The sequence below is a fragment of the Tannerella forsythia 92A2 genome (assembly GCF_000238215.1).
Lineage (GTDB): Bacteria > Bacteroidota > Bacteroidia > Bacteroidales > Tannerellaceae > Tannerella > Tannerella forsythia.
The window spans coordinates 2,247,929-2,274,743 of record NC_016610.1 but is presented as its reverse complement, the minus strand read 5'-3'; the positions used below and the strand labels follow the sequence as shown (position 1 = coordinate 2,274,743).

18 protein-coding genes are annotated in these 26,815 nt (G+C 48.2%); 10 read left to right on the top strand and 8 right to left on the bottom strand.

The features are described from left to right. Positions 1-18: 18 nt before the first annotated feature. Positions 19-1,539, bottom strand: coding sequence for a bifunctional ADP-dependent NAD(P)H-hydrate dehydratase/NAD(P)H-hydrate epimerase (locus tag BFO_RS09235; protein ID WP_041590840.1), 1,521 nt, complete (start codon positions 1,537-1,539; stop codon positions 19-21). Between the two features lie 196 nt (positions 1,540-1,735). Here BFO_RS09235 and BFO_RS14485 point away from each other — a divergent pair, with 196 nt between their 5' ends. From BFO_RS14485 to BFO_RS09190, 10 genes are all read left to right on the top strand, one after another. Then, positions 1,736-2,836 carry a hypothetical protein gene (locus BFO_RS14485; protein ID WP_141728785.1) on the top strand — a complete coding sequence of 367 codons (1,101 nt, stop codon included), beginning with the start codon at positions 1,736-1,738 and terminating at the stop codon, positions 2,834-2,836. A 97-nt stretch (positions 2,837-2,933) separates the two neighbouring features. After that, a complete protein-coding gene (locus tag BFO_RS09225; protein ID WP_014225429.1) occupies positions 2,934-5,195 on the top strand; it encodes a cation:proton antiporter in 2,262 nt (753 codons plus the stop codon). A 215-nt stretch (positions 5,196-5,410) separates the two neighbouring features. After that, positions 5,411-9,256 (top strand): DEAD/DEAH box helicase family protein, encoded by a 3,846-nt coding sequence (locus BFO_RS09220; RefSeq protein ID WP_041590839.1) that lies wholly within the window; start codon positions 5,411-5,413, stop codon positions 9,254-9,256. Then, entirely contained in the window at positions 9,244-9,972 is a 729-nt protein-coding gene (locus BFO_RS09215; protein WP_014225426.1) for a hypothetical protein, read from the top strand. Before BFO_RS09220 ends, BFO_RS09215 begins: the two co-directional genes overlap by 13 nt. Positions 9,973-10,016: 44 nt before the next feature. Next, positions 10,017-13,238, top strand: coding sequence for a carbamoyl-phosphate synthase (glutamine-hydrolyzing) large subunit (gene carB / locus BFO_RS09210; RefSeq protein WP_014225425.1), 3,222 nt, complete (start codon positions 10,017-10,019; stop codon positions 13,236-13,238). A 466-nt stretch (positions 13,239-13,704) separates the two neighbouring features. Then, positions 13,705-13,902 carry a hypothetical protein gene (locus tag BFO_RS15650; RefSeq protein WP_014225422.1) on the top strand — a complete coding sequence of 66 codons (198 nt, stop codon included), beginning with the start codon at positions 13,705-13,707 and terminating at the stop codon, positions 13,900-13,902. Positions 13,903-14,719: 817 nt separating this feature from the next. Further along, complete coding sequence (locus BFO_RS09205; protein ID WP_157755309.1) at positions 14,720-17,785, top strand: SusC/RagA family TonB-linked outer membrane protein; 3,066 nt, start codon at positions 14,720-14,722, stop codon at positions 17,783-17,785. 12 nt (positions 17,786-17,797) lie between these two features. Continuing rightward, complete coding sequence (locus BFO_RS09200; protein WP_014225419.1) at positions 17,798-18,988, top strand: RagB/SusD family nutrient uptake outer membrane protein; 1,191 nt, start codon at positions 17,798-17,800, stop codon at positions 18,986-18,988. A gap of 399 nt (positions 18,989-19,387) precedes the next feature. Further along, entirely contained in the window at positions 19,388-20,284 is an 897-nt protein-coding gene (locus BFO_RS09195) for a hypothetical protein (RefSeq protein WP_014225417.1), read from the top strand. Positions 20,285-20,311: 27 nt separating this feature from the next. Beyond that, entirely contained in the window at positions 20,312-20,785 is a 474-nt protein-coding gene (locus tag BFO_RS09190; protein ID WP_014225416.1) for a PH domain-containing protein, read from the top strand. 151 nt (positions 20,786-20,936) lie between these two features. On the opposite strand, the gene BFO_RS09185 is transcribed toward BFO_RS09190, so the two are convergent. From BFO_RS09185 to rpsB, 7 genes are all read right to left on the bottom strand, one after another. Continuing rightward, positions 20,937-21,506, bottom strand: coding sequence for a PepSY-associated TM helix domain-containing protein (locus BFO_RS09185; RefSeq protein ID WP_014225415.1), 570 nt, complete (start codon positions 21,504-21,506; stop codon positions 20,937-20,939). Positions 21,507-21,508: 2 nt separating this feature from the next. Next, a complete protein-coding gene (locus tag BFO_RS09180; protein WP_014225414.1) occupies positions 21,509-22,054 on the bottom strand; it encodes a hypothetical protein in 546 nt (181 codons plus the stop codon). Between the two features lie 28 nt (positions 22,055-22,082). Then, positions 22,083-23,306: a DUF4857 domain-containing protein gene (locus BFO_RS09175; RefSeq protein ID WP_014225413.1), complete on the bottom strand. Its 1,224-nt coding sequence runs from the start codon at positions 23,304-23,306 to the stop codon at positions 22,083-22,085. 23 nt (positions 23,307-23,329) lie between these two features. Then, positions 23,330-24,004, bottom strand: coding sequence for a hypothetical protein (locus tag BFO_RS09170; RefSeq protein WP_014225412.1), 675 nt, complete (start codon positions 24,002-24,004; stop codon positions 23,330-23,332). A gap of 6 nt (positions 24,005-24,010) precedes the next feature. Beyond that, entirely contained in the window at positions 24,011-24,886 is an 876-nt protein-coding gene (locus tag BFO_RS09165; protein ID WP_014225411.1) for an ABC transporter ATP-binding protein, read from the bottom strand. Between the two features lie 134 nt (positions 24,887-25,020). After that, positions 25,021-25,845 (bottom strand): translation elongation factor Ts, encoded by an 825-nt coding sequence (tsf, locus tag BFO_RS09160; protein WP_014225410.1) that lies wholly within the window; start codon positions 25,843-25,845, stop codon positions 25,021-25,023. Between the two features lie 17 nt (positions 25,846-25,862). Continuing rightward, positions 25,863-26,723 (bottom strand): 30S ribosomal protein S2, encoded by an 861-nt coding sequence (rpsB, locus tag BFO_RS09155; RefSeq protein ID WP_014225409.1) that lies wholly within the window; start codon positions 26,721-26,723, stop codon positions 25,863-25,865. Positions 26,724-26,815 lie beyond the last annotated feature (92 nt).

The window sequence follows — 26,815 nt, the reverse complement described above, 5'->3', positions numbered from 1 at the left end:
CCCTTTTCCGTATTTCGGTTACTCTTCCTCATGTTGCAAACGAAACGCCTTTCCCAACATCCGGATGATGTCGGAAGCGATCAGACTTTCGTCCGACAATCGAGCTACGGCCAAATCTCCGGCCATCCCATGCAGAAAGACTCCGACAACGGCAGCTGTTTCGGGTTCGTATCCCTGAGCCATCAGACCGACAATCACACCGGTCAACACATCTCCGCTGCCGGCCGTTGCCATACCCGGATTACCTGTGGTATTGATGTAAATATTCCCCTGCGGCGTACAGACTGCCGTATAGGCACCTTTGAGGACAATGCATTGCGTATGTTTCATAGCCATTTCGGCAGCTTTATGGAGTCGTTCATATCCGTTGACACTATCCCCGAGCAGCCGGTCCAGCTCTTTCGGGTGAGGCGTCAAAACGGTACGCGGGGGCAACAGAGAGAAGAACTCTTTATGTTGTGCCAGGATATTCAACGCGTCGGCATCAAGGAGCAATGGCTTTCGGAAAGTCTTCAACAGTTGCTCCAGCATCTGCACGGTCTGCTTTTCCGTTCCCAATCCCGGTCCGGCGGCGATAGCGTCATACCCGTCCGTATCGGGGAGCACCGAGACACGGTCTGCATCTGCATCGAGGCTGAGCATAGCTTCGGGAAGGGCTGTCTGAAGCACCGTCTCTCCTCGTTGAGGGAGATGAACCGTCAGCCTTCCGACACCGCTGCGCATGCAGGCTCCGGCAGCCAGCAAGGCCGCACCCATCTTGCCCTTGCTGCCGGAAATCAGCAGGGCATGCCCGAAGTCGCCCTTGTGAGCAAACACATTGCGCGTACGGAGAATACCCGTCATATCTTCATCTTTAATCAGCATATAAGGTGTTTTTGTCCGTGCCATGATATCCGGATGCAATCCGATAGGCAGTACTTTCCATCGGCCGACATACGCAGCATTCTCGGGCAGTACCATGGAGAGCTTCGGAAATTCGAACGTGAATGTCATATCGGCCTGAATAATGCTATCCGGATCATTCTCCCGATTATCTTCTCCAAAAAGTCCCGACGGGATATCGATCGAAACGACCGTCGCATCAGACTGGTTAATATAATCGACGACGGCCGCATATCCGCCGCTCAACGGCCGGTTCAATCCGGAACCGAACAGCCCGTCGATCACCACATCATGTTCAGAAAGTATGGGGGGCGTAAAATCTTCGATCACTTCGTTCAAAAGTATTTTCCCATCCGCAAGTAGACGCTGCTTATTGGCCTCGCAGTCGGGCGAAAGATGGCGTCCGGGATTAAAAAGATAAACTTCGATCCGGTAATCGTCTTCGGCCAATAGACGGGCGATAGCCAAAGCATCCGCTCCGTTGTTTCCCTGTCCGGCAAAGACAATGACGCGCGACTGTTTGGAGTAGAGACGCCCAAATTCATTGACGAAAGCCGTGGCCGCACGTTCTACCAAATCGACGGAAGCAATCGGTTCGTGATCGACCGTATATTGATCAAGCTCCTTTATTTTCGAGGTTTCAAATATTTTTATCATATCGGTTATAAACTTTTGAGCACCCAAAGATACGGCATTTTTTACGTTGGGGCGATGAAGAATACGCTAAATCGAAAGCGATTTTAACTATTTTTGTGAGTAAACTAATTTATATTTGTCGGGTCTAAGACAACAAGAAAACCGCAGTTTTCTTTAAAAGAACAGGAATATGAATTATTTTAAAAGACAGAACGTCATGAAAAAGTTAATCATTATGGTAGGCCTGGGATGGATGATCGGCCTGTTAAACGTGCATACGGCAGACGCTCAACACGTAACGACAATCATTCATGTTAATGTAGACCGTCAGCCGGCATGGGGACCTGTCGGTTACGATTATGTAGAGTATTATTATATCCCGGAGTTAAATATCTATTTCGATGTGGAGAACGAGCTGTTCTACTATCGTTATGGCAGGGGGTGGATCGAAAGTCCTTACTTACCGGCACGCTATGCGAGATACGATTTTTATTCACTGTATAAAGTGGTATTGAACGATGTGATCGATCCGTGGCGATACAACCGCCATCATCGCCGCCGGTACGCGCGCTACCGCTACAATTACGCACAGATTCCGATCTTTTACGTGGACGACTACCGCTACGAGTATGCGCGATATAATGCCTGCGCATGGGTAGAGCCTCGTTACATGGAGAATCGTTCGTATTATGAAAACGTAGAGTTACGAAGCAATCGGAGCACCGAGTCGCGTGTGTCGTCGGGCGAGAGACGCGGAGGAGCAAGCAGTCGCAGCGAAAGCAGCCGGATATCGAGTCATCGCAATTCCGATACGGAACGTTATGAAGAAAGGAGTTCTTCCGGATCAAATCGGAGTATGCGAAGTTCGAGAGAAATCTCGTCGGGTAGCGATCGCGGCCGTTCGTCGGGGGTATCGTCGGAAGGACGTCGTCGTTTCGAGGACGATTTTTCGACCAATACGCGCAGCCGAAGCGAACGCAGTTCGGCAACGAATTCGAGTCGTAGTGATCGATCGGCTGAGGGGTCGACCGGTAATGACCGAAGTCGTTCGTCGGAGGCATCGTCCGAGAATCGCAGAAATCGTTCCGGAAACGATGTGTCTTCTTCTACACGCTCCAGCAGTAGCCGTAGCAGCAGCGATTCATCCTTAGACAGCCGCAAAGGCCGTTCCGGCGATGATTCGTCAAGTTCCATGCGCAGCAGCAGAAGTGAGTCATCTGTGAGTAGTCGGAGCGACGAAGGCAGCCGGAGTCGTTCATCCGAAAGTCGATCGTCCGAGAACCGGTCGGAACGATCCGGTTCGGGCGGAAGAAGATAATAAATCGTCTCTCCCAATAAGGAGAAGAAAGGAGGTAGCGCATCCGTAAATTGTTTTTTTTGCTTATTTTTGCATTTCTGAAAAACAGAATAAACATATGCATCTACCTACATTAATATCCGATCTGGTCGTCATCATCATTGCGGCCGGTCTGATGACCCTCCTCTTCAAACGTCTTAAACAACCTGTAGTACTGGGTTATATCCTTGCCGGCGTATTGGCGGGACCGTCCATTCAGTTCATTCCCACCGTGTCCGACACGGTCAACATCAACACCTGGGGGGAGATCGGAGTCATTTTTCTGCTGTTCAACCTTGGCCTCGATTTCAGCATCAAGAAACTGATGAAAGTAGGGGGGACGGCTATCGTGGGGGCTATGACGGTGTTAATCGGAATGATGACGACGGGATATTTAGTGGGGACGGCTATCGGGTTAGACCGAATGAACTGTATCTTCCTCGGGGCGATGCTTTCGATGTCGTCCACCACGATTATTTTCAAGGCTTTCGATGAAATGGGATTGCGTAACAAGCAATTTGCGGGCGTAGTGTTCGGTATCCTGATCGTCGAAGACATTTTCGCGGTGCTGATGCTCGTGCTACTCTCCACATTGGCTGTAAGCCAGACCTTTGAGGGGCAAGAGTTATTGCTAAGCATGACGAAACTGGCGCTTTTTCTGGTTGGATGCTTCGTCTTCGGGATCTATTTCATTCCTTCCATGCTGAAAGCGTTGAAAAAAATCCTTAATGATGAGATGCTGCTCATCATCAGTATCGGGTTTTGTCTGGGGTTGGTTTACGTGGCCGACTGGATCGGTTTTTCATCGGCATTAGGCGCATTCATGATGGGAGCCATCTTAGCTGAGACAATTGAGGCCGAGCATATTGAGAGCCTCGTCAAACCGGTCAAAGACCTGTTTGCAGCCGTCTTTTTCGTATCGGTCGGGATGTTGATCGACCTGAATATCTTATGGGAATACAAGTGGCATGTGGCTATACTTACCATCACGGTGATGATCGGACAGTTATTCTTCGGCAGTTTCGGTGTGTTGCTTTCGGGAAAGCCTGTCAAGACGGCTATACAGAGTGGTTTCTCGCTCACGCAGATTGGCGAGTTCGCTTTCATCATTGCTTCACAAGGTATCGCGCTCAAGGTTATGGAGTCCCATCTCTATCCGCTCATTGTCGCCGTTTCAGTAGTAACCACTTTCTTCACACCTTACATGATTCGACTGGCCGAACCTGCATATAATGGGATTGAGAGGGCTTTGCCGCCATCATGGAAACAATTTCTGGATCAATATACCTCCGGTTCCAATACGATCCGCCACCAGAGCGAATGGCGGAGATACCTGCGCTCCATGAGCCGTATCGTAGGAATTTATCTGGCCGTAACACTCGTTCTGATCTTTGCCTGGTTGCAACTCGTTGCGCCGCTCATCCGTCAATTCCTGCCCGGACAAAACGGTAACCTCCTCGCACTTGTCCTGCTCATCGCCCTGATGGCTCCGCTCTTGCGCGCCATCATGATGAAGAAAAACCGCTCGAAAGCCTTCCGCCATCTTTGGAACGACAGCAAATACAATCGCGGTCCCTTAGTCTCGCTCATCGTGTTGCGTATCATCGTGTGCATGGGCCTCGTAGCTATCCCCACTTCGGCACTGCTCAGTACGAAATGGGGCATTGTGCTTGTCGCTTCGCTGAGCGTCATCGCCATTATGATCTTCTCCAAACGCGTCAAGAAACATTCCATCCTTATGGAACGCCATTTCGTCAGTAACCTTTCGGCACGTGAGGCGGAAAGCGAACGGCGTGCCCCTATCCGGCGCGACTTCGCCAATCATCTGCTCGAACGCGACCTGCACCTGACCGATATCGAAGTGCGCCCCCATTCACCCAGTATTGGTAAAACACTCAAGGAGCTAAATTTCAGACAGAAGTGTAATGTTAATATCGTTACCATTATACGTGGCGAACGGCGTATCAATATCCCCGGCGGAAACGAATACCTCTATCCGCTCGACAAACTTATCATCGTCGGGTCGGACGATGACATCCTGCACTTCCACGATTACATTGCCGAGCGCTACCATCAGGCCGATCAAGAACGACGCGAAGAGGAAGCCGATGAGATGAATATCGAACAGTTTACGATTTCCGAAGGCTCGCGGCTCATCGGCCTGTCCATCCGCGAGTCGGGCATCCGTGACAAGGCTCAATGCCTCGTCATTGGTATTGAACGCGGAAAGACGTCGATCAAAAACCCGCCGCCCTCCACCGTTTTCGAAGAGGGAGATATCGTGTGGATTGTCGGCGAGCGCCGCAAAGTCATCCATCTGAGCGAAGGAAAAACCCTCTGAAAACAATAAATCTTCGTGTTGAAAAATAATTTCGACTACCGGACGGATAAGCAAAAATATTTGTTTAGCTTTGTCAGCCAAAAAGGGACCGACAGGTCGGAAAAGCCGCCCGAAAACGGCTACCGGTCAAAGACCTCCCGCAAGGGTAATCGGCATACAACCGATTCGCCTTGATGATATACATCGTAGAATTTTCGTCTGATTATTAATATAACATGATGATATCGTATAGAGAAAGTCTGCGCCGGTTGCGCAATCCGTCTTTCGAGAACATACGGGCTATTGCCCGAAACTTTATTCCTGCTGCGGATAAAGACAACGCCATTCCCGCTTCGTCCTCTTTCTCCGCTTTCGACCAGGACATGTTAACAGACCTCTGCGAAAACGGAGTCTTATGGAAAACGAAAATCGATAAAACACTCGAAACCATACCCCGCAAAATCTTTCAGGACGACGTGTTCGAAATCATCGACTGGCAATGCGGCCAAGGGATTCACACGGTTTGTTTTTTCGACTTCCTTAAAAAGAACGGTATCGAAAACCGCGTGCGTAAGATTACCCTTATCGATTCCTCGCGCGAGGCCCTCGAGCGTGCCGTCTGGCACATCAGTCCCTACATGGACGACCCCGACCGGATCAGCTGTGTCTGCAAATCCGTAAGCGAAGTCCGAAAAAAAGAGATCGAAACCCGACAGCCGATTACGTTTCATTTCTTTACCGATGTACTTGAGCAACCGGAACTCGATCTCAAGCGTATCGCCGAGCTTGTCGGGTACGGCATACACGGCAAACATTATTTCTTCTGTACAGGAAACCTCATGCATAACAACCGGCGAATCGATGCATTCTACCATTACTTCGACTCGCCCGAGACCTTAGCCGACGAGGAGCTGTATCCGAATGTCCGACAGTCAAACGGCATCAAGATCAAAGCCTTTAAGCTTGAGAACAGCAACTTCAACCTCAAGTACGTCAATTACTATCCTGCCGTGCAATACCATGCCGCCTACCGGCTGGATGCCGTGAAGAGAGCGCTTCAAACGGCCGATGCGGAAAAGACCGAGGCACTCTACCGAAGCCTCACATGCTTCGAAGTATCGGCTCACTACGATCTTGGAGGAGGCGCACGCGAAAATGTACATCCGCTGTTTGCCGTACTGAACAACCTCGTGACCCGCGGACGGCCCACACAAGCCAGTCCGCTTCTCGAAGAAGCTTTTGCCCCATTAGGTAACCGACGCATCGACCTCGACGGAGACCTTCGTTACGATACACGGGGATTGCATGCCGAAGACGTATTTGACGCTTTGCACATCATCGATCCCCGCCTGAATCTGGACGAATCAAATTACAATAACAAGTTGCTCGAAAGCGATGCCGAAAAGACATTCATCACCCGGATAGTGCCCCAGCCGTTACGTCAGCTGCTGCAACCGCAGCGCAATCTCTATTCACTCACTAAACAAAAGGCATCCCATACGCAACGAATCGATTTTGCATGTGAGTTCCCCTACCCGACCAAAGACGAAAAAGACTTTTGGCATGACGGATGCGCCATCGAAATCCATGAGACACTCTTTCACTCCGGCATGGAGCAAAAACGCGCCGACAAACAACGTGCCGATGACCTCTCGGCGATTCATTGGGATTGCCGGCAAGTGCCGGAAGAGGAATTGGGCGATTCGCATTTCGGGTTTCTCGGAAGCGAATACGTAGCAACCGTTTTCAAGGTCTTCGACCGGCGTTTTGACGACGACTGGGTACGGACACTGCAATATGTCCTTTCACCGATCGCCGTCGCACGTATCCAAAAAGTTGTGCTCGAAGCCATGATCTCCCGACGGCTTGAGATCGCACGCGACATGTGGTCGGTACTCGTCATCGAACGTGATGTACCCTGTGCCGCTCTCGCTCTGGCCGACTTGAAAGAACATTTCAACCATCTCACAGCGATGAGTGCGGAGTATGCGGGACTGACATTCCCTGAGGTGGAACTGACGATCGTCAGCACACCCGAATTTATCGGCTCGCCCCTGCATGGAAACACTGTGCCCCTGGCGGAGGTGACGGATGAACTGCGACGGAAGACATACGATTTGATCATCGATATATCCATGCTGCGACGAACCGACATCGAGAACATTTCGTTTGTCGGCTTTACGGAGTGCCGTAACCAATGTTTCTTCCATATACGCTCATCACACTATGGACGCAGTACACGACACATGTATACCACCGGCCGTATCACCTATCGGCCGTTGACGTTCAAAAACGCACGGCAACAGTACGAAACTTTGCCGGATACCTCACAGCACCTGCGTTACTTCCTGCAGCTGCTCTTCCGCAAGAACGATTTCATACCGGGGATGTTGCCCGTGCTGAGTCGCATCCTTCAGAACCGTTGTACTGTCGGCCTCGTGCCGGCCAATGGCGGCAAAACCGTGATCCGGAAACTGACCGCCATGATGCAGCCCGGTATCACGGTTATCGCCGTACCCGATACGGAGGCCGTACAGGTGTTGCACCGCGAATGGATCGATGCGGGGATCGATTGTGTGACGGCGCTCCACGCCGGCCTCGACCGTACGGAACGCGAACGACGCGAGCGACGGACAGAGTCGTCCGAAACGTTGATTATTGCGCTTTCCTACGACCAGCTCGGTCGATTTCCGCTCTTGCAACGTTTCAGGTATATGCAGCAGACGGGCGTATACTTCGCCACAGGCATCCTCGACGAGGTGCAGGGACTCTCGGAATGGAGTCCCGACTTCCTGCCGGCATCGATGCTCGCAGGTCAAACGCTCTACCGGCACACCTTGCCTCAACAAGGGAAAATAGCCCTTTTGGGGCTGACCGAACGGGCCTCGTTCGACATGCTCTTCGACATCGAACAGGCGCTCTCGCCCGGCGATGCCTGCCCGACAGACCGAGACCGGCTCGTGTTGTGCAAAAGCGCAGGAGTGCCCGAGTCGGCCTATCGGAAAGAACGCTACCTTCGTTATTTTTGTGGTCTCGAAGCCGAAAACGAATGCATCGAACACCTGATCGGTTATGCTCCTGTCTCCTGCCTCGAAGGAGATCGTACGATACCGGCCAAAGGATGCTATTTCCCGCTCACACTCGATAATCTGCCAGACGAACGTATCCTTTTCCTGCCATACCCCGCCACAGAGCGCGACGGACCCAAAGACGACCGTTCCAAGAAAGACCCGCTCATGCTCTACACCAAAGCATTCTATCGCATGAGCACCCTCGGACTGATGAAACAAATCACCTTTGATGAAGCACAACAGCAATACCGCATCGTTCTTCAAAAGCAACCGGCCGGAGGATATTACCGGCAGCTACGTAACTATTTTCTTCGTTACCATACACGGAAACAGGCGGAGCAGGAAATGGTCAGGGCTGAAAATCTTTCGCCGAAAACAACTTTCCACGACGCTCTTCGTGAAGAACTGTGCCGTTGTCTTCTTTACATGAACGAGTTCGTTTACCGGCGCATCGCACTGCAGCAACAGGAAACGACGGAGATTATCGCCGGTAACGGCAATCCCCTCACGTATCATCTGACCGAAGATACGCAGAACGGCAGAGTGTCTTCCCCGGATATTCTGTTCCGCTATATGCATCGGATCAAAGATGACGCGACAGAACAAAACGGATCGCCCAACAGTCGCGTCAGAGAATTACACGAGGCCGTATGCACACTGCGCCGCTCATTCGACGGAAACAACCCCACCCTTTCGCTGCTTAATGCCTTTTGCCTCTTCCATAGCGGCACGGACGGAGAAGAAATGCTCGAATGCGATTTGCATGAAAGTTATGAAAACGGCATGGTCGGCTTTTACCGTTCGATGGCGAATATCGCCGATTTCCGCGAACTCTTTGATGCATATAATTGTTATGTACGAGGCGAGACCGACTATTTCGCCACTACCGGAGACTGGACGGAGGAAGTGCGCATACGTATCGATATCATGCGTGCCGCCGACCTCCTTAACCTCCATCTGGCGCAAACGAAGATGATACAACATAAATATCTGGAAGAATGGAAGCAATAGAAAATATCCATAAAGCGTTGCTGCAACTCCGCGACAGCTTGACTCACCTCAATTCCGCCCGCGAACAGGTATCGCAAGTGACGGCGGAGAGTAAAGAAATCATTGATGCGACAGCTCGTCTGGCCGACGACGTCAGGCTACTGGCCGAAAAAATCAGTGAAGAGACACAAACGGTTATCACCCGGTTTGAGGATCGACTTAATGAGTCGCAGGCGGGACTGACCGGCGTGATCAATGAAGGGAAAGAGTTGTTTGCAGCCGAGATCGCTCAGTCACAACAAGCTACGACACGGTTGAAGACCGAGGTAGAGAAGACCCTGCAGCAGGCTTTGGAAGCGACGGTACGAACATTGGACGATGTCAATGCCTCGGCGCGGAAAACCCTTGAAGAAGCAGCCGCCGCTTCGGCCGCCTCCCTTCAGGAGTTAACGACGGTCTCGACCGACGCTATCGAGGTGCAGCAGGCCGAGATATCCGATGCCCTCGAATCCATGGCGGAATATTACAGCCGTATGCAGACCCTCATCGATAAGTTATCGGAGCTGGATTTGTCCGGTCAGGTACTGTCTATCGAGAAAGAAATCGAGCAGATAGAAAATCAACAAAACACACTGAGTGAAGAGCTTCGCAGCGAAATGAACAAGATCAGAAAGAACCAGTTCGTTACGTGGGCGCTCCTGCTCATTTCCCTGTTCCTGATGTTCGTTCTCAAATAGATTGTCCGTATCAAAAAATGAAACTCAAAATAAAATAACTATTTATGTCAAAGAATACGATCAACAAAGTACTTGTGTTAGGTTCCGGTGCTCTCAAAATCGGACAGGCCGGCGAATTTGATTATTCCGGCTCTCAGGCGCTGAAAGCTTTACGTCAGGACGGCATCCGATCAGTGCTGATCAACCCGAATATTGCTACGATCCAGACATCGGAAGGCATTGCGGACAAGGTTTATTTCCTTCCCGTGACGCCTTTTTTCGTCGAAGAGGTGATCAAGAAAGAACAGCCCGACGGGATCCTGCTGGCTTTCGGCGGGCAAACGGCGCTGAACTGCGGCACGCAACTGTATAATGATGGCACGCTCGACAAGTACGGCGTGAGCGTGTTGGGTACATCGGTCGAAGCGATCATGGACACGGAAGACCGCGACCTGTTCGTCAAGAAACTGGATCAGGCCAACCTGAAAACGCCCGTCAGCCAGGCCGTGGAGACGATGGCCGATGCAGTCCGTGCAGCCGAAGAGATCGGCTACCCGGTAATGATCCGTTCCGCCTATGCATTAGGCGGTCAGGGAAGCGGTATCTGCCGGACAGAAAGCGAACTGCGAACACTGGCCGAAAGCGCTTTTACGTTTGCTTCGCAGATTCTCGTCGAGGAATCGCTGAAAGGCTGGAAAGAAATCGAATTTGAGGTGATTCGCGACAAGAACGACCATTGCTTCACCGTCGTAAGTATGGAGAATGTCGATCCGTTGGGGGTACATACCGGTGAGAGCATCGTGGTGGCGCCAACCTGTTCGCTGCGTGACGACGAGGTAAAGAGGTTGAAAGAAATCTCAGTCAAGACCGTTCGCCATCTGAATATCGTGGGCGAATGCAACATTCAGTATGCCTACAGCTCCGACACGGGCGACTACCGGATCATCGAAGTCAATGCACGTCTGAGCCGCTCATCGGCTTTAGCCTCGAAAGCCAGCGGCTACCCGCTGGCGTTTGTGGCAGCCAAGCTGGCGCTCGGTTACTCGCTCGATGAGATCGGCGAAATGGGTACGGTCAACTCGGCCTACAAAGCTCCTGAGGTCGATTATCTGATCGCCAAGATCCCGCGCTGGGACCTGACGAAGTTTGCGGGTGTGAGCCGCCAGATCGGCTCCAGCATGAAATCGGTCGGCGAAATCATGTCGATCGGTAAATCGTTTGAAGAGATTATGCAGAAAGGCCTGCGTATGATCGGACAAGGCATGCACGGGTTTGTAGGTAACAACAACCTCACGTTCGAGAACCTTGACGACGAGTTGGAAAACCCGACCGATCTGCGTATCTTTGCCGTAGCACAGGCATTGGAAGAAGGATATACGATCGAGCGTATCCACGAACTGACGAAAATCAACCCGTGGTTCCTGAACAAACTGAAAAACATCGTAGATTACAGCCGCGTATTGAAGCAATACGACCGCATCGAAGACTTGCCGGCCGAAGTGCTGCGTGAAGCCAAACGAATCGGATTCTCCGACTTCCAGATTGCCCGCTTCGTCGAACAACCGGACGGCAACATGGAAAAAAACAACCTCCGCGTACGGGCATGGCGTAAAAGACTCGGCATCCTGCCCAGCGTGAAACGTATCCACACCGTTGCCTCGGAACACCCTGAGCTGACGAACTACCTCTATCTGACGTACGACGGTACGGAGCACGATATTCCTTATTATAAGCATGACAAAAGCGTGATCATCCTCGGGTCGGGCGCATACCGCATCGGCTCGTCCGTCGAGTTCGACTGGTGCTCGGTCAATGCGGCACAGACAGCGCGCAACCTCGGCTATAAATCGATTATGATCAATTATAACCCCGAAACGGTTTCGACGGACTATGACATGTGCGACCGGCTGTATTTCGATGAGCTGTCGCTTGAGCGCGTGCTCGACGTGGTCGATCTGGAGCAGCCCCGAGGTGTGATCGTGTCGGTCGGCGGACAGATTCCGAACAACTTGGCCATGAAGTTGTACCGACAACAAGTACCTATTCTCGGCACTTCGCCCGTGTCGATCGACCGTGCCGAAAACCGGCACAAGTTCTCGGCCATGCTCGACACGCTCGGCATCGATCAGCCACGCTGGGCAGAGCTAAGCAGCATGGACGAGATCGATGCATTCATCCGCGAAGCAGGCTTCCCCATTCTGATCCGCCCCTCGTATGTGCTGAGTGGTGCGGCTATGAATGTCTGCCACACAAAAGAGCAGATGATCGAATTTCTGAATATCGCGGCTCAGGTATCGAAAGAATACCCCGTAGTTGTGTCGGAATTTTTGCAGGATGCCAAAGAGATTGAATTCGACGCGGTGGCACAGAACGGCGAGATCGTAGAGTACGCCATTTCGGAACATATCGAGTTTGCCGGCGTCCACTCAGGTGATGCCACACTCGTATTTCCGGCACAGAAAATCTACTTCGAGACGGCACGACGCATCAAGAAAATCAGTCGTAAGATAGCCAAGGAGCTTAATATCAGTGGTCCCTTCAATATCCAGTATCTGGCCAAGAACAACGACGTGAAGGTGATCGAGTGTAACCTCCGCGCCTCACGCAGCTTCCCGTTCGTGTCGAAGGTGCTGAAACAAAACTTTATCGACACGGCAACCCGCATCATGCTCGATGCGCCCTTTAACCGTCCCGACAAGACGGAGTTCGACATCGACTGGATCGGAGTCAAGGCTTCGCAGTTTTCGTTCGGCCGACTCTCAAAAGCCGATCCCGTATTGGGTGTAGACATGAGTTCGACAGGCGAAGTCGGTTGTATCGGCGACGACTTCGACGAGGCGCTGCTCTCGGCCATGATCGCCGTCGGCAATACGATTCCGCAGAAGAACGTCATGGTTTCTTCGGGCGGCGCCAAGAGTAAAGTCGATCTGTTGGAGCCTTGTCTCTTGCTCGAGGCGAAAGGATATACGATCTACGCCACACAAGGGACCGCCCGTTTCCTGAACGACAACGGTATCCGGGCAATACCGGTCTGCTGGCCTGACGAAGGAGGCGGTGAACTGAACATCATCGAAATGTTCAGCCGTCATGCATTCGACTGGGTCATCAATATCCCGAAAAATCACACGAGACGGGAGCTGACCAACGGCTACAAAATCCGCCGTGCGGCGATCGATCATAACATTCCGCTCATTACGAATGCACGTCTGGCAAGCGCATTTATCCGAGCCATTTGTAACCTCTCCGAAAAAGATATCTCGATCAAAAGCTGGCAGGAGTATAAATAAGGCTGTACTCACGGTTAGCACTGCCGAACGTGAAGCCGACCGGCATACGGCGCGAGACGAAGGGAGTTCCCGTTGTTTCGCCGTATGGCCGGTTGGCTTCTTTACAGTCCTCATATAATCTCAAATTACGCGATACACTGTTCGGCGTATACCATTAATAACGGACGTACGAATGTACGACAATGGTTACGTCAGGCTTACAGCCCTTCGCCGAGATGCGATGCCTTTTTCCCCAACGCTTCGCTTCCGCTCTTCCCCCCTTTGAAGGGATAACATCCCCCCTTCGCTCTGCTCTTTCCCCCCTTTGAAGGGGGGGGGCTGGGGGGATGTCCCTCTGCGTTCGGATACCGTGTATCCGGCATAAAAATTAACAATTGACAATTAATTTGTCATTCAGAGCGAAGCGAAGAATCTCTTTTTTGTCACTTTTGGCTTGACCCAAAAGTAACCAAAAAGTCAAGGCTTCGTGCGCTTCACACGCCTTCGCGACGCTTGCACGCCTGAAAATCAGGAAACTCGCTTCGCTTCGGACAGCCTGATTTTCTTTCGCCCTGCTCGCTGTTCCGTCGGCTCACCGCCCGAGGCCCAAGGGACGGACGCCGAGGGCGTTCGAGGCGAGATTCCTCACTACGTTCGGAATGACAAACGCGGTTATTTGCGTTGATTTGCACCCGTTTGCGAAATTCGCGTTCGGATACCGTATAACACGCATAACCATTACCCGAAAGGGCTGAAAGCCTGATATAATCGTTAGCGGTCAGTATTCAGCGGTCAGCCAACAAATCAACATGTCAACGAATCAACAACTCAACAATTTAACAATTCAACAATTTAACAATTCACCGCCTCTGCGGGGTTTATAAGAGCTGAAGGCCTGAATTAAATTCATTCTTATTGGTTCTATTGCCGAATCCGGGATAATGAATATTTAACAATTATCAACCGGACAATACAAAAAAAATGACTTTTATCCCCAAAAAAAGTTTGTATATGATTTTTTTTATATCTTTGTCATCAAATATATGAAATGACCAAGGGCGTCAATCTCATAAAAACGAGACATGAAAGAGAAGAAGACAAACTTTAATATCTTGATGAACAATATTATAAAAAGTGTTCATTCTCTTCGTGTGCACTATTCTGAAGGAAAGAAAGAGAGCTTGCCATCAATTATCTACCCCCCCCCCCGTTAATATTATTTAACAAAAACATCTATAGGCGTAGCTGCCTTTTCGTGTGGCAGAGCATCGGAGCACGGAATCGTTGCCTAACGACGCACCGAAGATTCACAAGTATCGACGCGAATGCGGCAAAAGACAACACTCCGTTCAGTGCTTTTTGTGCATCCTTTGTGAAATTTGCAGTTTATCCGACGGCCGATTGCTGAAAACGGACGGTTGATCGCCAATGGTCAAACAAGGATTGAAACGTTATATTACGCAGACAAACCAAAAAGACGAACCATTATAAACAAAAAAAGTATGAAACAGAAAATCATTATGCTAATGACCTTCCTCCTTATCGGAGCAGGGTTTGTGATGGCTCAGACACAAGTGCAGGGCACTGTCGTCGATGAGCAGGGAGAACCGGTTATCGGGGCCTCGGTGGTGCTCAAGAGCGACCGTACGAAAGGAACGGTGACCGATATGGACGGTAAGTTTACCTTTGCGGCACCGACAAACGAGAGATTAGTGATTTCGTACATGGGGATGGCTACTCAGGAAGTGGCTGTGAGTTCAAATGTAAAGGTTGTTATGGTTGCTGACTCAAAGATGCTGGATGAGCTTGTCATTATTGGTTATGGGGTAACGGCGAAGAAAGATTTGACAGGGGCAGTAGCTACCGTTTCTGCAGATAAGATTAAAAGTGTCCCCGTTCTATCCGTAGGACAGGCTCTCCAAGGTAAAACAGCCGGACTCCAAGTCGTAAGTACAGGTGGACGTGCGGGGGATGCTACCCAAATAAGTTTACGAGGGAACGGTTCATTAAGAGCTTCAAACGATGTGCTATATGTCATCGATGGAGTTCCGCAAGACAACATGAAGAATGTTTCTCCTCAAGATATTCGGAGTATCACAGTCTTAAAAGATGCGGCCTCGACAGCCATTTACGGTTCAAGAGCGTCTAACGGTGTTGTGCTCATAGAAACGGTAAAGGGAAATTATAATCAACCGACCGTTGTATCCGTAAATTCCTACTATGGCATTCAAAATCTCGTTCATACTCCGCAGTTATTGAATGCCGCCGAATATAAGCAGGTAATGGATGCATCACGCATAAATTATGAGAACGATATCCAAGCCAAGTTACTTGCAGCGCCGAAAGACCCGAGTATTTTAACTCCTCTTCCGGCCAGTAATATTGATACCGATTGGCTCTCCCTTGTTTTGCGAAAAAATGCAAATATGCAGAATCATCAGATAAGTGTTACAAGCGGAGGCGAAACAACGAAAGCTTATTTCTCGGGCAATCTTTTCATGCAAGATGGCATTGTTAAAAAAGACGCTTATACCGCAGCAAGATTAAGGGCTAATTTGGAGCAGAAGATAAATAAATATGTAAGTGTAGGACTCAACTCTTTCTTTACCTACACAAAAGCGACTCCCGTGGTTGATGATAACAATACCTATCAACCGTATTCCAAAGCATTGGACGCTCGCCCCGATGTGGCTCCGACCGATGAAAACGGAAAAATATTGAGGTATAATTTCGTGAACCCGTTATTCGGATTTGAACGATACGTTACTGATATATGGCAAAATACAGGAGGGAACGTCTATTTCAACATAACCCCATTCGAAGGCTTGCTGTGGCGTTCTGCTTACAGTGGAAATATTAGAAATAGAAGATACAACCGCTTCGATGCCCCCAACACACGTCGGGGAGAAAACGGAGATGGAGTACCCACAGGATATGGATATTACGAAACAAATAATATCAGGGATTACCAGATTGAGAATACCATCAATTATGATAAGACGTTATTTGAGGATAAATTAAAGCTAAATGTGCTTTTAGGACACTCTTTCCAACGATGGGATTATGAAGATTCATACGTTCAAGGTGAGAAGTTCCCTTCGGATGATTTACGCTGGCTCGTATCTGCCGGAGAAATCAATAAAGGTCGCAGCTATATCAAGTCGATGGCTCTTGAATCTTATTTCACTCGTTTGCAATTGAACTGGGCGGACAAGTACCACCTGATGGCTTCGATACGCCGAGACGCATCATCCAAATTTAATGACAAAAATCGCACAGGCTATTTTCCCGCTATCTCGGCCGGATGGACGGTTTCTAACGAAGAATTTTTTAACGTATCATTTGTCTCCGACTTGAAACTGAGAGCTTCTTACGGATATACAGGAAACCAGTCAGGCGTATCCTACGCTTCGGGACAAAACTTAATCGGAGCCGGACAGAATTACGATCTTCAGCCGGGACTCGCTACAACCGATATTTATAACCCTGATTTAACATGGGAGAAAGGACGATCTGCAAATATCGGTTTCGATATAAATTTATTTAGTCGGGTAAATGTCAGCTTCGATTATTACGATAAGAAGACAGAGTCTTTATTAAACCGTATCAATGTTCCGCAAGAAACCGGTTTCAAAACCATGTTGGCGAACGTGGGGAATATCTCTAACAAAGGATTTGAAATATCATTTGACGCAAACATCGTGGATCGTCGAGATTTCAAATGGAATGCGGGAGCAAACTTTTCTTATAACAGAAACAAGGTGCTTAGTATCGGAACGGAGGCTGGGAGATATTCTACCGGATTCGTTTCTATCATACAAGAGGGAGAAAGTCTGGGATCATTTTCTCTTTACGAAGCGAAAGGAGTAGCTAAAGAGAAATTTGAATATAAAGATAAGGACGGAAAAGTAACCAAGACGGTGTTACCCGGAGATATGATTTATGTTGATCAGAATCAGGATGGAAAAATTGATGATAAAGACAAAAAGGTTTTTTCGGGAGGAATTGCTCCGGTCTATGGCGGACTCTTCACTCGATTGAATTACAAAGGTTTTGACTTATCGATTAGCGGACATTATTCCATCGGAAAGAAGATTTATGCATTTTATAAAAAAGATGCGTTGAATGGAGGTGCGGTTGGCGCTCCTTCCTATTCAAACAACATGTACAAAGAGATGCTGTCCTATTGGACTCCCGAAAATACCTCAACCATGATTCCACGTCCGCATATGGCAGCTGAGATCAGCGCCTGGAATACGGAACACTCTTCTCGCTTTTTGGAAAATGCCGATTATCTGCGTATCTCAGATATTACATTGGGATATGATTTAAAATCGATTAAAGCATTGAAATTCGGTTTTATCAATTCTCTGAGAGTCTATGTACAGGCGCGCAACTGGTTCACCTTTACAAAATATTCTACGGGAGACCCGGAAACGTCATATGTAGATCAGTCTGCCGAAAACAGTCAAGATAAGAGTGATGGCATGAAAGTGCAAGCCGGTGTTGATTTGGGAGGCATTCCGAATACCAAATCATTTGTTGTAGGATTAAATATTAGTTTTTAAAAATAAATCGTTATGAATAAGGTAAAATATTTGATATACGTTTTTGTTCTGACGCTTGGTTTAGCATCATGCGAAAAAGAACTCGATATTCCTTCCGAGGCTTCATTGAATGCGGAAGCAAACCTCTCGGAGCAGGATGTGGATAGACTTTTAAACGGCTTGTACAAGAAAATGAGGCACCCTAACGGTTATGGATTTTTCGCAATCATGAATACCGAGATCATGGGAGACAACTACAAGCCTGTAAAGTTCCAATGGTTCCAAGTACAAAACTTTTACGAACACAAGGTGCCTGCTTCCGACATTTTGTTGAGTTATTTTTATGCCGATTATTATAACGGTATTGATCGGGCCAATATAATCATCAAAGTGCCTACGGCCAACAAAGACCAGATCGGGAAAGCTCGCTATTGCCGCGCATTGAGTTATTTAAGACTTTATGACATGTTTGAGCGTCTTCCGCTTGTCGACGAAAACTATGATAAACAACCGATCGCTCCGTCTGCAAAAGAAAAAGTGCTTGAATTTATTATTGAAGACTTGAAGTTTGCAAAAGAGAATTGTAAGGAATTTGATAAAAAGGAGTTGGTCAACTCACAGAAGACTCCCTCCAAAGAAGCCGCTATCGCTCTTTTAGCAAGAGTGTACCGGATTGCAGGAGACATTCAAGCCGCCGGGAAAGAAGCGGAACTCCTTCTATCGGGAGGGAAGTTCTCTTTATCCGCCAACCCTTTAAATCGATCAAGCGAGGTTATCTTTATGTTTATTGGTACCAAAGCAGAGGAAGTCGGCAGTTGGGGATGGATCATGAGTCCTCAGGCAAAAGCGTGGAATTGCTTTGCCGCAGCCGATGATTTAACGGCATTGGTTCAGGGAGACGATACTCGTAAGATATTGTTTGATTTCGAGAATAAGGATAAAAACGATGGATACGTTTATTCGAAAAAATATAAGACAGAAGATAACTCGGATCTATTAGTGTCACGTATCGCAGAAATGTATTTATTATCGGCTGAGGCAGGGAATAATGCCCGATTGAAAGAATTGCAGACAGCAAGAAAATCTTCCTTGTCATTAGAGGATGAGCGTCGTTTGGAAATGTCATTCGAATGGACCAGATGGCAGGATTTGAAACTGAAAGGAGAAACCTATGTTCTTCCTTATCCTGAAAGAGCAGCAGAATCCAATCCACTGCTGAAATAAGTATTCCTGAAAGAAACAGGGTCCATTGATTTCGATCATCTTACAAACTCACCGCGCAGAGGCGTAATTTCCTCTGCGCGGTTTTTTCATTGCTGCCCGGTTGGTCGCATGGTTTGCAGATGAAGAAGACGGACTTTACACCCTTCACATCAAATTCGGGCTGCAAAACAAATATCTTTACGGGAATAAATCTCTACGCCGACTTTCCCCGTTTTGCGCTTAAAAGCCTTTATTTATATGGAATCATCTGCGTTAATTATCCAAAAATATTTTCGTATATCGGCATTATTTTCTAATTTTGACATAACATGTTTGTCTCTAAGCTTAAAAACAGTCTTATGCTTCCCCAAAACAGAGACATAGCGCGTAAAATATAAAGAAGAAAACGAGGAAGACAAAATGACAACAGATCAGATCAAAGAAATTATTGAGCGAAATCAAGAAGACATCGCATTTATCGTAGGTAATGGAGTGAATCGATACCCGAACAATCCCAATGCTCTTTCATGGGACGAATTATTGATACAATTGTGGGATAAGGTTTCGTTTCAAACCTTGTCAAGGAGACCTGTGGGCATTTCGTTGACAGAATTTTATGACATTTTAGAACTTGAAAATACGCAAGAGATTAATCTTCAGAAAGAGGTGGCAGACCTTATGCGAGAGTGGCAACCGTTGGATCACCATATACAAATTATCAATCGCATGAAAGAATTAGATGCTCCCGTACTGACTACCAATTTCGAGGAAACGCTCGCACGAACCTTCAAATATCAGCAGTATAGAACGGAGCAAGAAGGGTTTACGGATTTTTATCCATGGTCTACATACCATGGAACCAAACCATTAAATTTACCGACCGATGGGTTTGGGATATGGTACATAAACGGTATGATCAACTATCACAGAAGCATCAGACTCGGGCTAAGTCATTATATGGGAAGTGTGGAAAGAGCAAGAAACTTATTGCATAAAAGAGAAGATGAAGTGCTTTTTACAGGCAAAAATAATACACAATGGAAGGGGTATAAAACATGGTTACATATTATTTTCAATAAATCTCTTTTTGTTTTCGGCTTAGGACTTGAAGAAAACGAACTCTTTTTACGATGGATACTGATAGAAAGAATCAAGTATTTCAAAAAATTCCCTGGTAGAAGACATAAAGGATGGTATATCAATAGACGAAGTAATAACGAGACGGATCAAGGCAAGAAGTTTTTTCTCGAAAGAGTTGGATTTGAAGTAATCGATGTAGACAATTATGCTGAGATTTATGAGCATATATGGACATAACAAACTATGAACTAAAGATCGGAAATCATGGAAAATCAATCGGATAAACAAGTATTTCGCTCACGGATAAGCATCTTGTTGATCGTATCCGTATTCGTCGCTTTCATATCGGTATCTATACCGCTTCTTCAAAACAAGGCGTACACCGATATGTGTGTACTTGCCTGTTTGTTCTTGCTACTCGTATTTCTTTTTACAGGAACACGTTATATCATTTCAGGAAGTACATTGAGTTTAAAAATAGGTTTTATTTGCGGATGGAGTGTAAATATTGCCGATATTCTTTCGGTAGAAAGATCCTATAATCCGGTTTCTGCCCCTGCTGCATCTCTCAAGAGACTGCGTATAGATTTCTCGAAAAGAAAGAAATATTCTTACCTGTTAATCTCTCCGGCAAGAGAGCAGGCTTTTATAAAGGCATTAAAAAAAGTCAATCCGAATCTTTGCGTTCACCTACCCGAAAAAAAGGGGATTTGGCGTATACAAGATTGGGATATTTAATTTCCGGATGCACATCGCCCTGCCACTTTACGTCATTAACGATCGTTTTACGGCGGGGCAGTCCTTGAGTTGGTTAGTTGTTTAAATGTTTTTGTTTAGCAATCTCGGTAAACAAAAAAAACAACATATCAATCATCGCAGCTCAAGTCTTTTATCCGAATAGCACATACAGCACCGGAATCAGTATACCGGCCAGCAGATACCATTTACCGGTCCCGGCCATGCCTTTCTTCCCTTTGACGATGAATAACCCCGACAGCGCAAAGAAAATCAGCGAAAAGGCAAACAGGTCTGCCATGATATTCCAACCTCGAAGCCGATTGTAATGCAGTCTGTTGATCGCATAAATAAACGTATTCTTTTTATGCAGTTCGTAATCGACCGTGCCCGTTTCCGAGTTGTACACGCCTACGCCACCGTTCAGCATCAGACGAGTATGTTCCTCGTCGATGGTCATGATCTTCTTCAACTCCGGAAGTCCTTTGTCGTTCCAGATCACCGACAGTTCTTCGTGCGATAAACCTTTGTCGAGATGTAATGTTTCTTCCTGCGTTCTGAATGCCGGATCTTTCCCGTCCATGTGATTGAGCAGGAAGCCCGAAATACCGTAGACGAGGCATACACCGACCATCAGGAATCCCAGATCGCGGTGTATGACCCGTAGCCAACGGCTCATTTTGTTTTTGGATACCCCTTTCGCGGGGCGAAAATCTTCTGCCATGCTTATTCAATCACTTCGTAGCGTTCGCCGTCCATGTAGTAAATCGAGTAGTAATCTTTGTTATGCGCTTTCATCCATTCGCGCATCTCGTTGATGTTGTTCAGTTCGGCCTGGCATGTTTCGGCCGATCCGTCTTCCTTGTGTTTCTTCTCATTGACTTCTTCTTCGTATTGGTCAATGTATTCCTTCGTCAAACGACGTTCACGAACGATGCCCGTTATGGCCAGTTCCGAACCGGTCAGTTCGCGGTTGAATCCGCCGATTTCACCGCCCGCCTCTACACGGAACGACGTGTTGGGATCGTCTCCTACAATAAAACAGCGCTTTCCGGAATGCTTGCACGTATGCGTCACGAAACCTCGTACCGTAACGGTCTGATCAACCATACGGTCAGCCACTTTCAATAAACTGTCGAGCTTATAAACCGGCACTTCAGAGGCATGCGCTTCTACATTTTCCTCTTGACCTGCGCGTTGTTGTTCTGCGCTTTTGTTGTTACATGCTGCCATCGTCAGCAAAGCGGCAGCTAAAAATAAAATCTTTTTCATCGCTTCATGTATTTATTATGTTTATCATTCATCTATTTTTCGGCATCAGCAACCATGCGACGATACCCGCTATACCGGTGAGAGCAACAAAAAGTGCGGCAAAGAGCTTATCACTCCGTCGGGAAGCAATGACTGTGACAAGCAATGCCAGCAGCAGATTGATTGCCCACGCACGATATTCCGTAACATGTAGCCGGGGATAAAGAAAATGACTGTCCGGTTCCTGAAACGTGATATAAAAAGGGAAGAGCCATCCCGACACCTTATCCCAGCGGTTCGGTTCTCTTGCAATGGCATGTTCGGACACTCTCTTCAAGGTCTCGGTCTCCAATCCGTAATACCGGCGTCCCTGCGGCGTGGTGATAATCACCGTCCAGTAGAGTAGGTTACCCATTACCGTTACCTCGTCACAGTCGATGTCGATCGGGTCGAGGTCCAATTTCACCGGCACGTATTGCCCTTCGCGACTCTCTAAGATATACAGCCCCCCCTGCCGGTCGAATAGAAAGCCGTAGAAACGTTTATTCGACGCCTCATACATCGAAAACCAAGCCATATCCATGTCTTTATCGATACGTGTATCCTTAACGAACGGACGATTGTTGACCATTTTGAGGTGATAAAGCCGCCCCTGAGAATCGAGAGTGAAATAGCCTTCGTCATACGGTTTGCGCGGATTCGGATTGCCAACGACCCAACGTGCGGGGAATGTATAGCCGGCTTTTTCGAGCGCCCGTGCAAATAAATCGCTCTTTTCCCGATTAACGGTATTCGTCTGCACGTCGATAAACTCGATCCCGTCTTTCAGGCGAAACACATCATCCGGCATTTCCAACCCGACTCGTTTGGGCATTGATTCGAAGAGGATATACAATCCTTTATCCGGTGTCTTCCGCTCTTTCGGAGTATACCGGAAGACAACTGTTGCAGCCCGTAACAGAGGCGGGCTGATAGCCGTACCGCAAATGCTGTCGGGCAGACGTCCGTCGGCCATAAGCTGACGATAATTGAGGAATGGCATCAATGAGTCGAACTGCGCCGTCGTATATTTATTTCCTTGCAGATCGCTGAGCGGCATCTCCTTGTCTTTATAATCTATGATGCCCCAATCCTTCATCACCGCACTGTAATAGACGAATGGATAGCTGTCCGGCGAATCCGTAGCCATCCGGACGAATGACGGAATGATCCACATCCCCGTAAAAGTGACGAAGAGCAGAATCGTATAGTAAATAAATGGTTTGCGTATCATATACCGTTATTTTTTACGAAATATTATCCGGGCGATCCGTCTTTGAACCGTGCAGCGGAATAGAACGGGAAGCTAAGTCCTGCAATAAGTATAAGAGTCAGGCAGGGCAAAAAAGTCATATGAGCACCTGATGGGGCATCCATAAAGAAAAGGTATAACCCCGCGGCAGCCACGAGTGTATTGGCCACACGCCTGCGCCATACCGGCTCCACACAAACCCATGCCGTAAAAAGATAGCAGGCAAGCCCTCCCTCGAAATAAGGCAGAAGTTGCCAGGTCATCGCATACAGCATTTCAACAGCATAATGACGGGAGAGTCCGGCATACAGCGCCACGTACATCGGCAGGAAGGCAGCCGACAGTATGGCCATGCCATACAGCAACGTTACAAAGACAATCTTCGACTCGCGTAACGGCAGATGAAGGGTTAGTTTCAATCGCTTGTCCGTCATCTCCGGGATAAACTGGGCCACTCCGAGCAGCAGACCTGTCAAAAGCGGAAACCATTTCGTGACCTCCGGCACGAGTGACATGTCTTTTAACAAGACAGCCGACCAGGCCTGTACCGCCCCGTTGACGCGAAGCGTCTGCTCCATCTGTACCAACGCGTACACCAGCAAGGCAACAAGCAGCAGAAGTATAAGCCCAACCGTCCGCCGCGTCTTGATCCATTCTTTATAAAAGATTGCACTGAACATAATCGATTAATATTTTCCGGTTAAACCGATAAATGCATCTTCGAGCGAGAGCTGCTCCTCTTTCAGCTCGCTCACCCCACAAGACGACAAGACCCGTTCCACTTCCTCCTTCGGGGCAAAGGAGTATGTCTCCCACCGGTTACCGGTCCTTTCGGTATGCCACAACCGCTCGTCGACCGGTATCTTCACTCCATCGCAGACAAAGCGGAAACGCCTGAATCGCTCCATGATATATCGAGTCGGTTCATGCAGCAGGATACGTCCGTAATCCATAATCATGCAGTCATCGATGAGCATCTCCATATCCTGAATGATATGGGAGGTCAGGAAAATCGTTTTGTTCCCGGCCGTAGTATACTCCCGGAGGTATTCAACGAACAGACGACGGTAACCGGGATCTAATCCCATCGAAAAATCGTCCAGAATGAGCAGATCGGGGTCTTGGGCAAATAACAGACCGAGCGCCACCTGCGAACGTTGTCCGCACGACATGGTACTGATCTTCTGGGTCGGCGTAACCTGTAATTTCCGTAGAAGCTCGTAGTAGGCATCCCTCTTCCAGTTTGGGAAAAAACGACTGTAAAACCGCTCAATCTGTTCAACATTGAAGTATGTATGCTGGATATGTCCTTCGAGCAACAGTCCGATACGCGCTTTCGTCGAGGGAGAGAGCGATTCCATCCGCTCGCCGAAGATACGGCAGATGCCCGAACGAGGTTTAAGGTATCCGTTCAAGATATTGATGATCGTCGTTTTGCCGGTCCCGTTCTTACCCAGAAGTCCCAGAATCTTCCCTTGTTTGACTTCAAAGTTCAGATTCTCATAGATTAGCTTCTTGCCGTAGTAATGAGTAATATTTTCGCAGTGAATAATCGTTTCCATTCAAAACCAAGCACACTAAGTGAATAATTTTCAAAGATACGCAAAACATTTATGACTGCATGTATCGTGTAAATAAAAAAAGTCGCCCGAGTATTTTCCCGAACGACCTTTTATTTAAATAACAGGACAAACGATCAGTCTACATTCAGCGTAACGCGTTTAAACGCAGTTACCGTCAATCCCTTGTCTTGTTGTTGGAGATACTGTTCAACCGTGAGTTTCGCATCCTTCACGTATTCTTGTTGCAACAAGGTGTTCTCTTTGTAGAACTTCTGCAAAGCACCTTCAGCAATACGATCCAGCAGGTTTTCCGGTTTTCCTGCTTCGAGGGCTTTGTCGCGGGCAATCTGCTTCTCCGTATCCAGCACGTGTTGCGGTACATCGGCCGGGGTCACGGCCACCGGATTCATGGCGGCTACCTGCATCGCGATCTCGCGGGCAACCTGATGGTCAAGCTCCTGATTGAACGCCACAATAGCAGCCAGCTTATTGCCCGGATGAATATACGATACCGTAGAAGCTCCTTTCACATATTCATATTCTCCAAGTTCCATCTTCTCCCCCGTAACTCCGACACGGTCCGTGATATGGTTCTCGATCGAACGACCGTCACTCAGAGCCATCTTAAGCAACTCTTCTTTTGTGGCTGGCTTGTTACTCATCACCGCATTGAGAATATCCTGTGTCAAGGCTACAAAATCTGCATTTTTAGCCACAAAATCCGTTTCACATTTCAGGGCTACGACTGCCGCAAAGTCACCGTTTTCGGTTGCCAATACACAACCTTCGGACGCCTCGCGATCGGAACGCTTCGCTGCTACGGCCTGTCCTTTTTTGCGAATAATCTCCATGGCTTTGTCGAAGTCGTTGTTTGCTTCTTCCAAAGCCTTCTTGCAATCCATCATACCCGCTCCGCTCATCTTGCGCAAGTGGGTGATATCTGCCATTGTTACTGCCATAATATAGTTCTTTATGATTAAATTTCGTCTTCTTCTCCCTCTTCATTCGAAGCGGCAGTTGCTCTCGGAGTCTCCTCCTCTTCTTCTTTTTTCGCACGTCTGGCTCCCGTTTTTGCCCGACGTTCGCGTCTCGGTGTCTCTTCACCGTCTTCGCTTACGGTCTTTTCCGACTCCTCTTTATCTCTGGCCGCTTTACCTTCCTGAAGACCTTCGTTAATCGCTTCGCAAAGCACGCCCAAAATCAAGTCGACCGATTTCGTCGCATCGTCGTTAGCCGGAATAACGAAGTCTATATTCGTCGGGTCGGAGTTCGTATCGACCATGGCAAACACCGGAATACCGAGGCGATTGGCTTCACGCACAGCAATGTGCTCCTTCATTACGTCTACCACGAACAGGGCTGCCGGCAAACGATTCAGGTCGGCAATCGAACCGAGCATCTTTTCCAGCTTGGCACGCTGACGGGTAATTTGTAATTTCTCACGTTTGGATAGATTATCAAAAGTGCCGTCCTTGCTCATCCTGTCGATCGTCGACATTTTCTTGATGGCTTTACGGATGGTCGGGAAGTTAGTCAACATACCGCCCGGCCAGCGTTCGATCACGTAGGGCATACCCACCGACGTTGCTTTATCGGCTACGATCTGCTTGGCTTGTTTCTTAGTCGCCACAAACAGGATCTTCCGTCCGGAACAGGCGATGTTCTTCAGCGCTTCCGCCGCTTCGTCTACTTTCGCAGCGGTTTTATACAAATCAATGATGTGAATACCATTGCGCTCCATAAAAATGTAAGGAGCCATTGCAGGATTCCATTTTCTTTTCAAGTGTCCGAAATGAACGCCTGCTTCCAATAACTGATCAAAATTTAATCTTGACATTTCTTTCTTTTGTTGTTAAATCGTTTACATTCTGTTTCATTCAACCGTCCGGTAGTTCTCCGACATTTCTCCATGCAGAAAAAATCCGGACA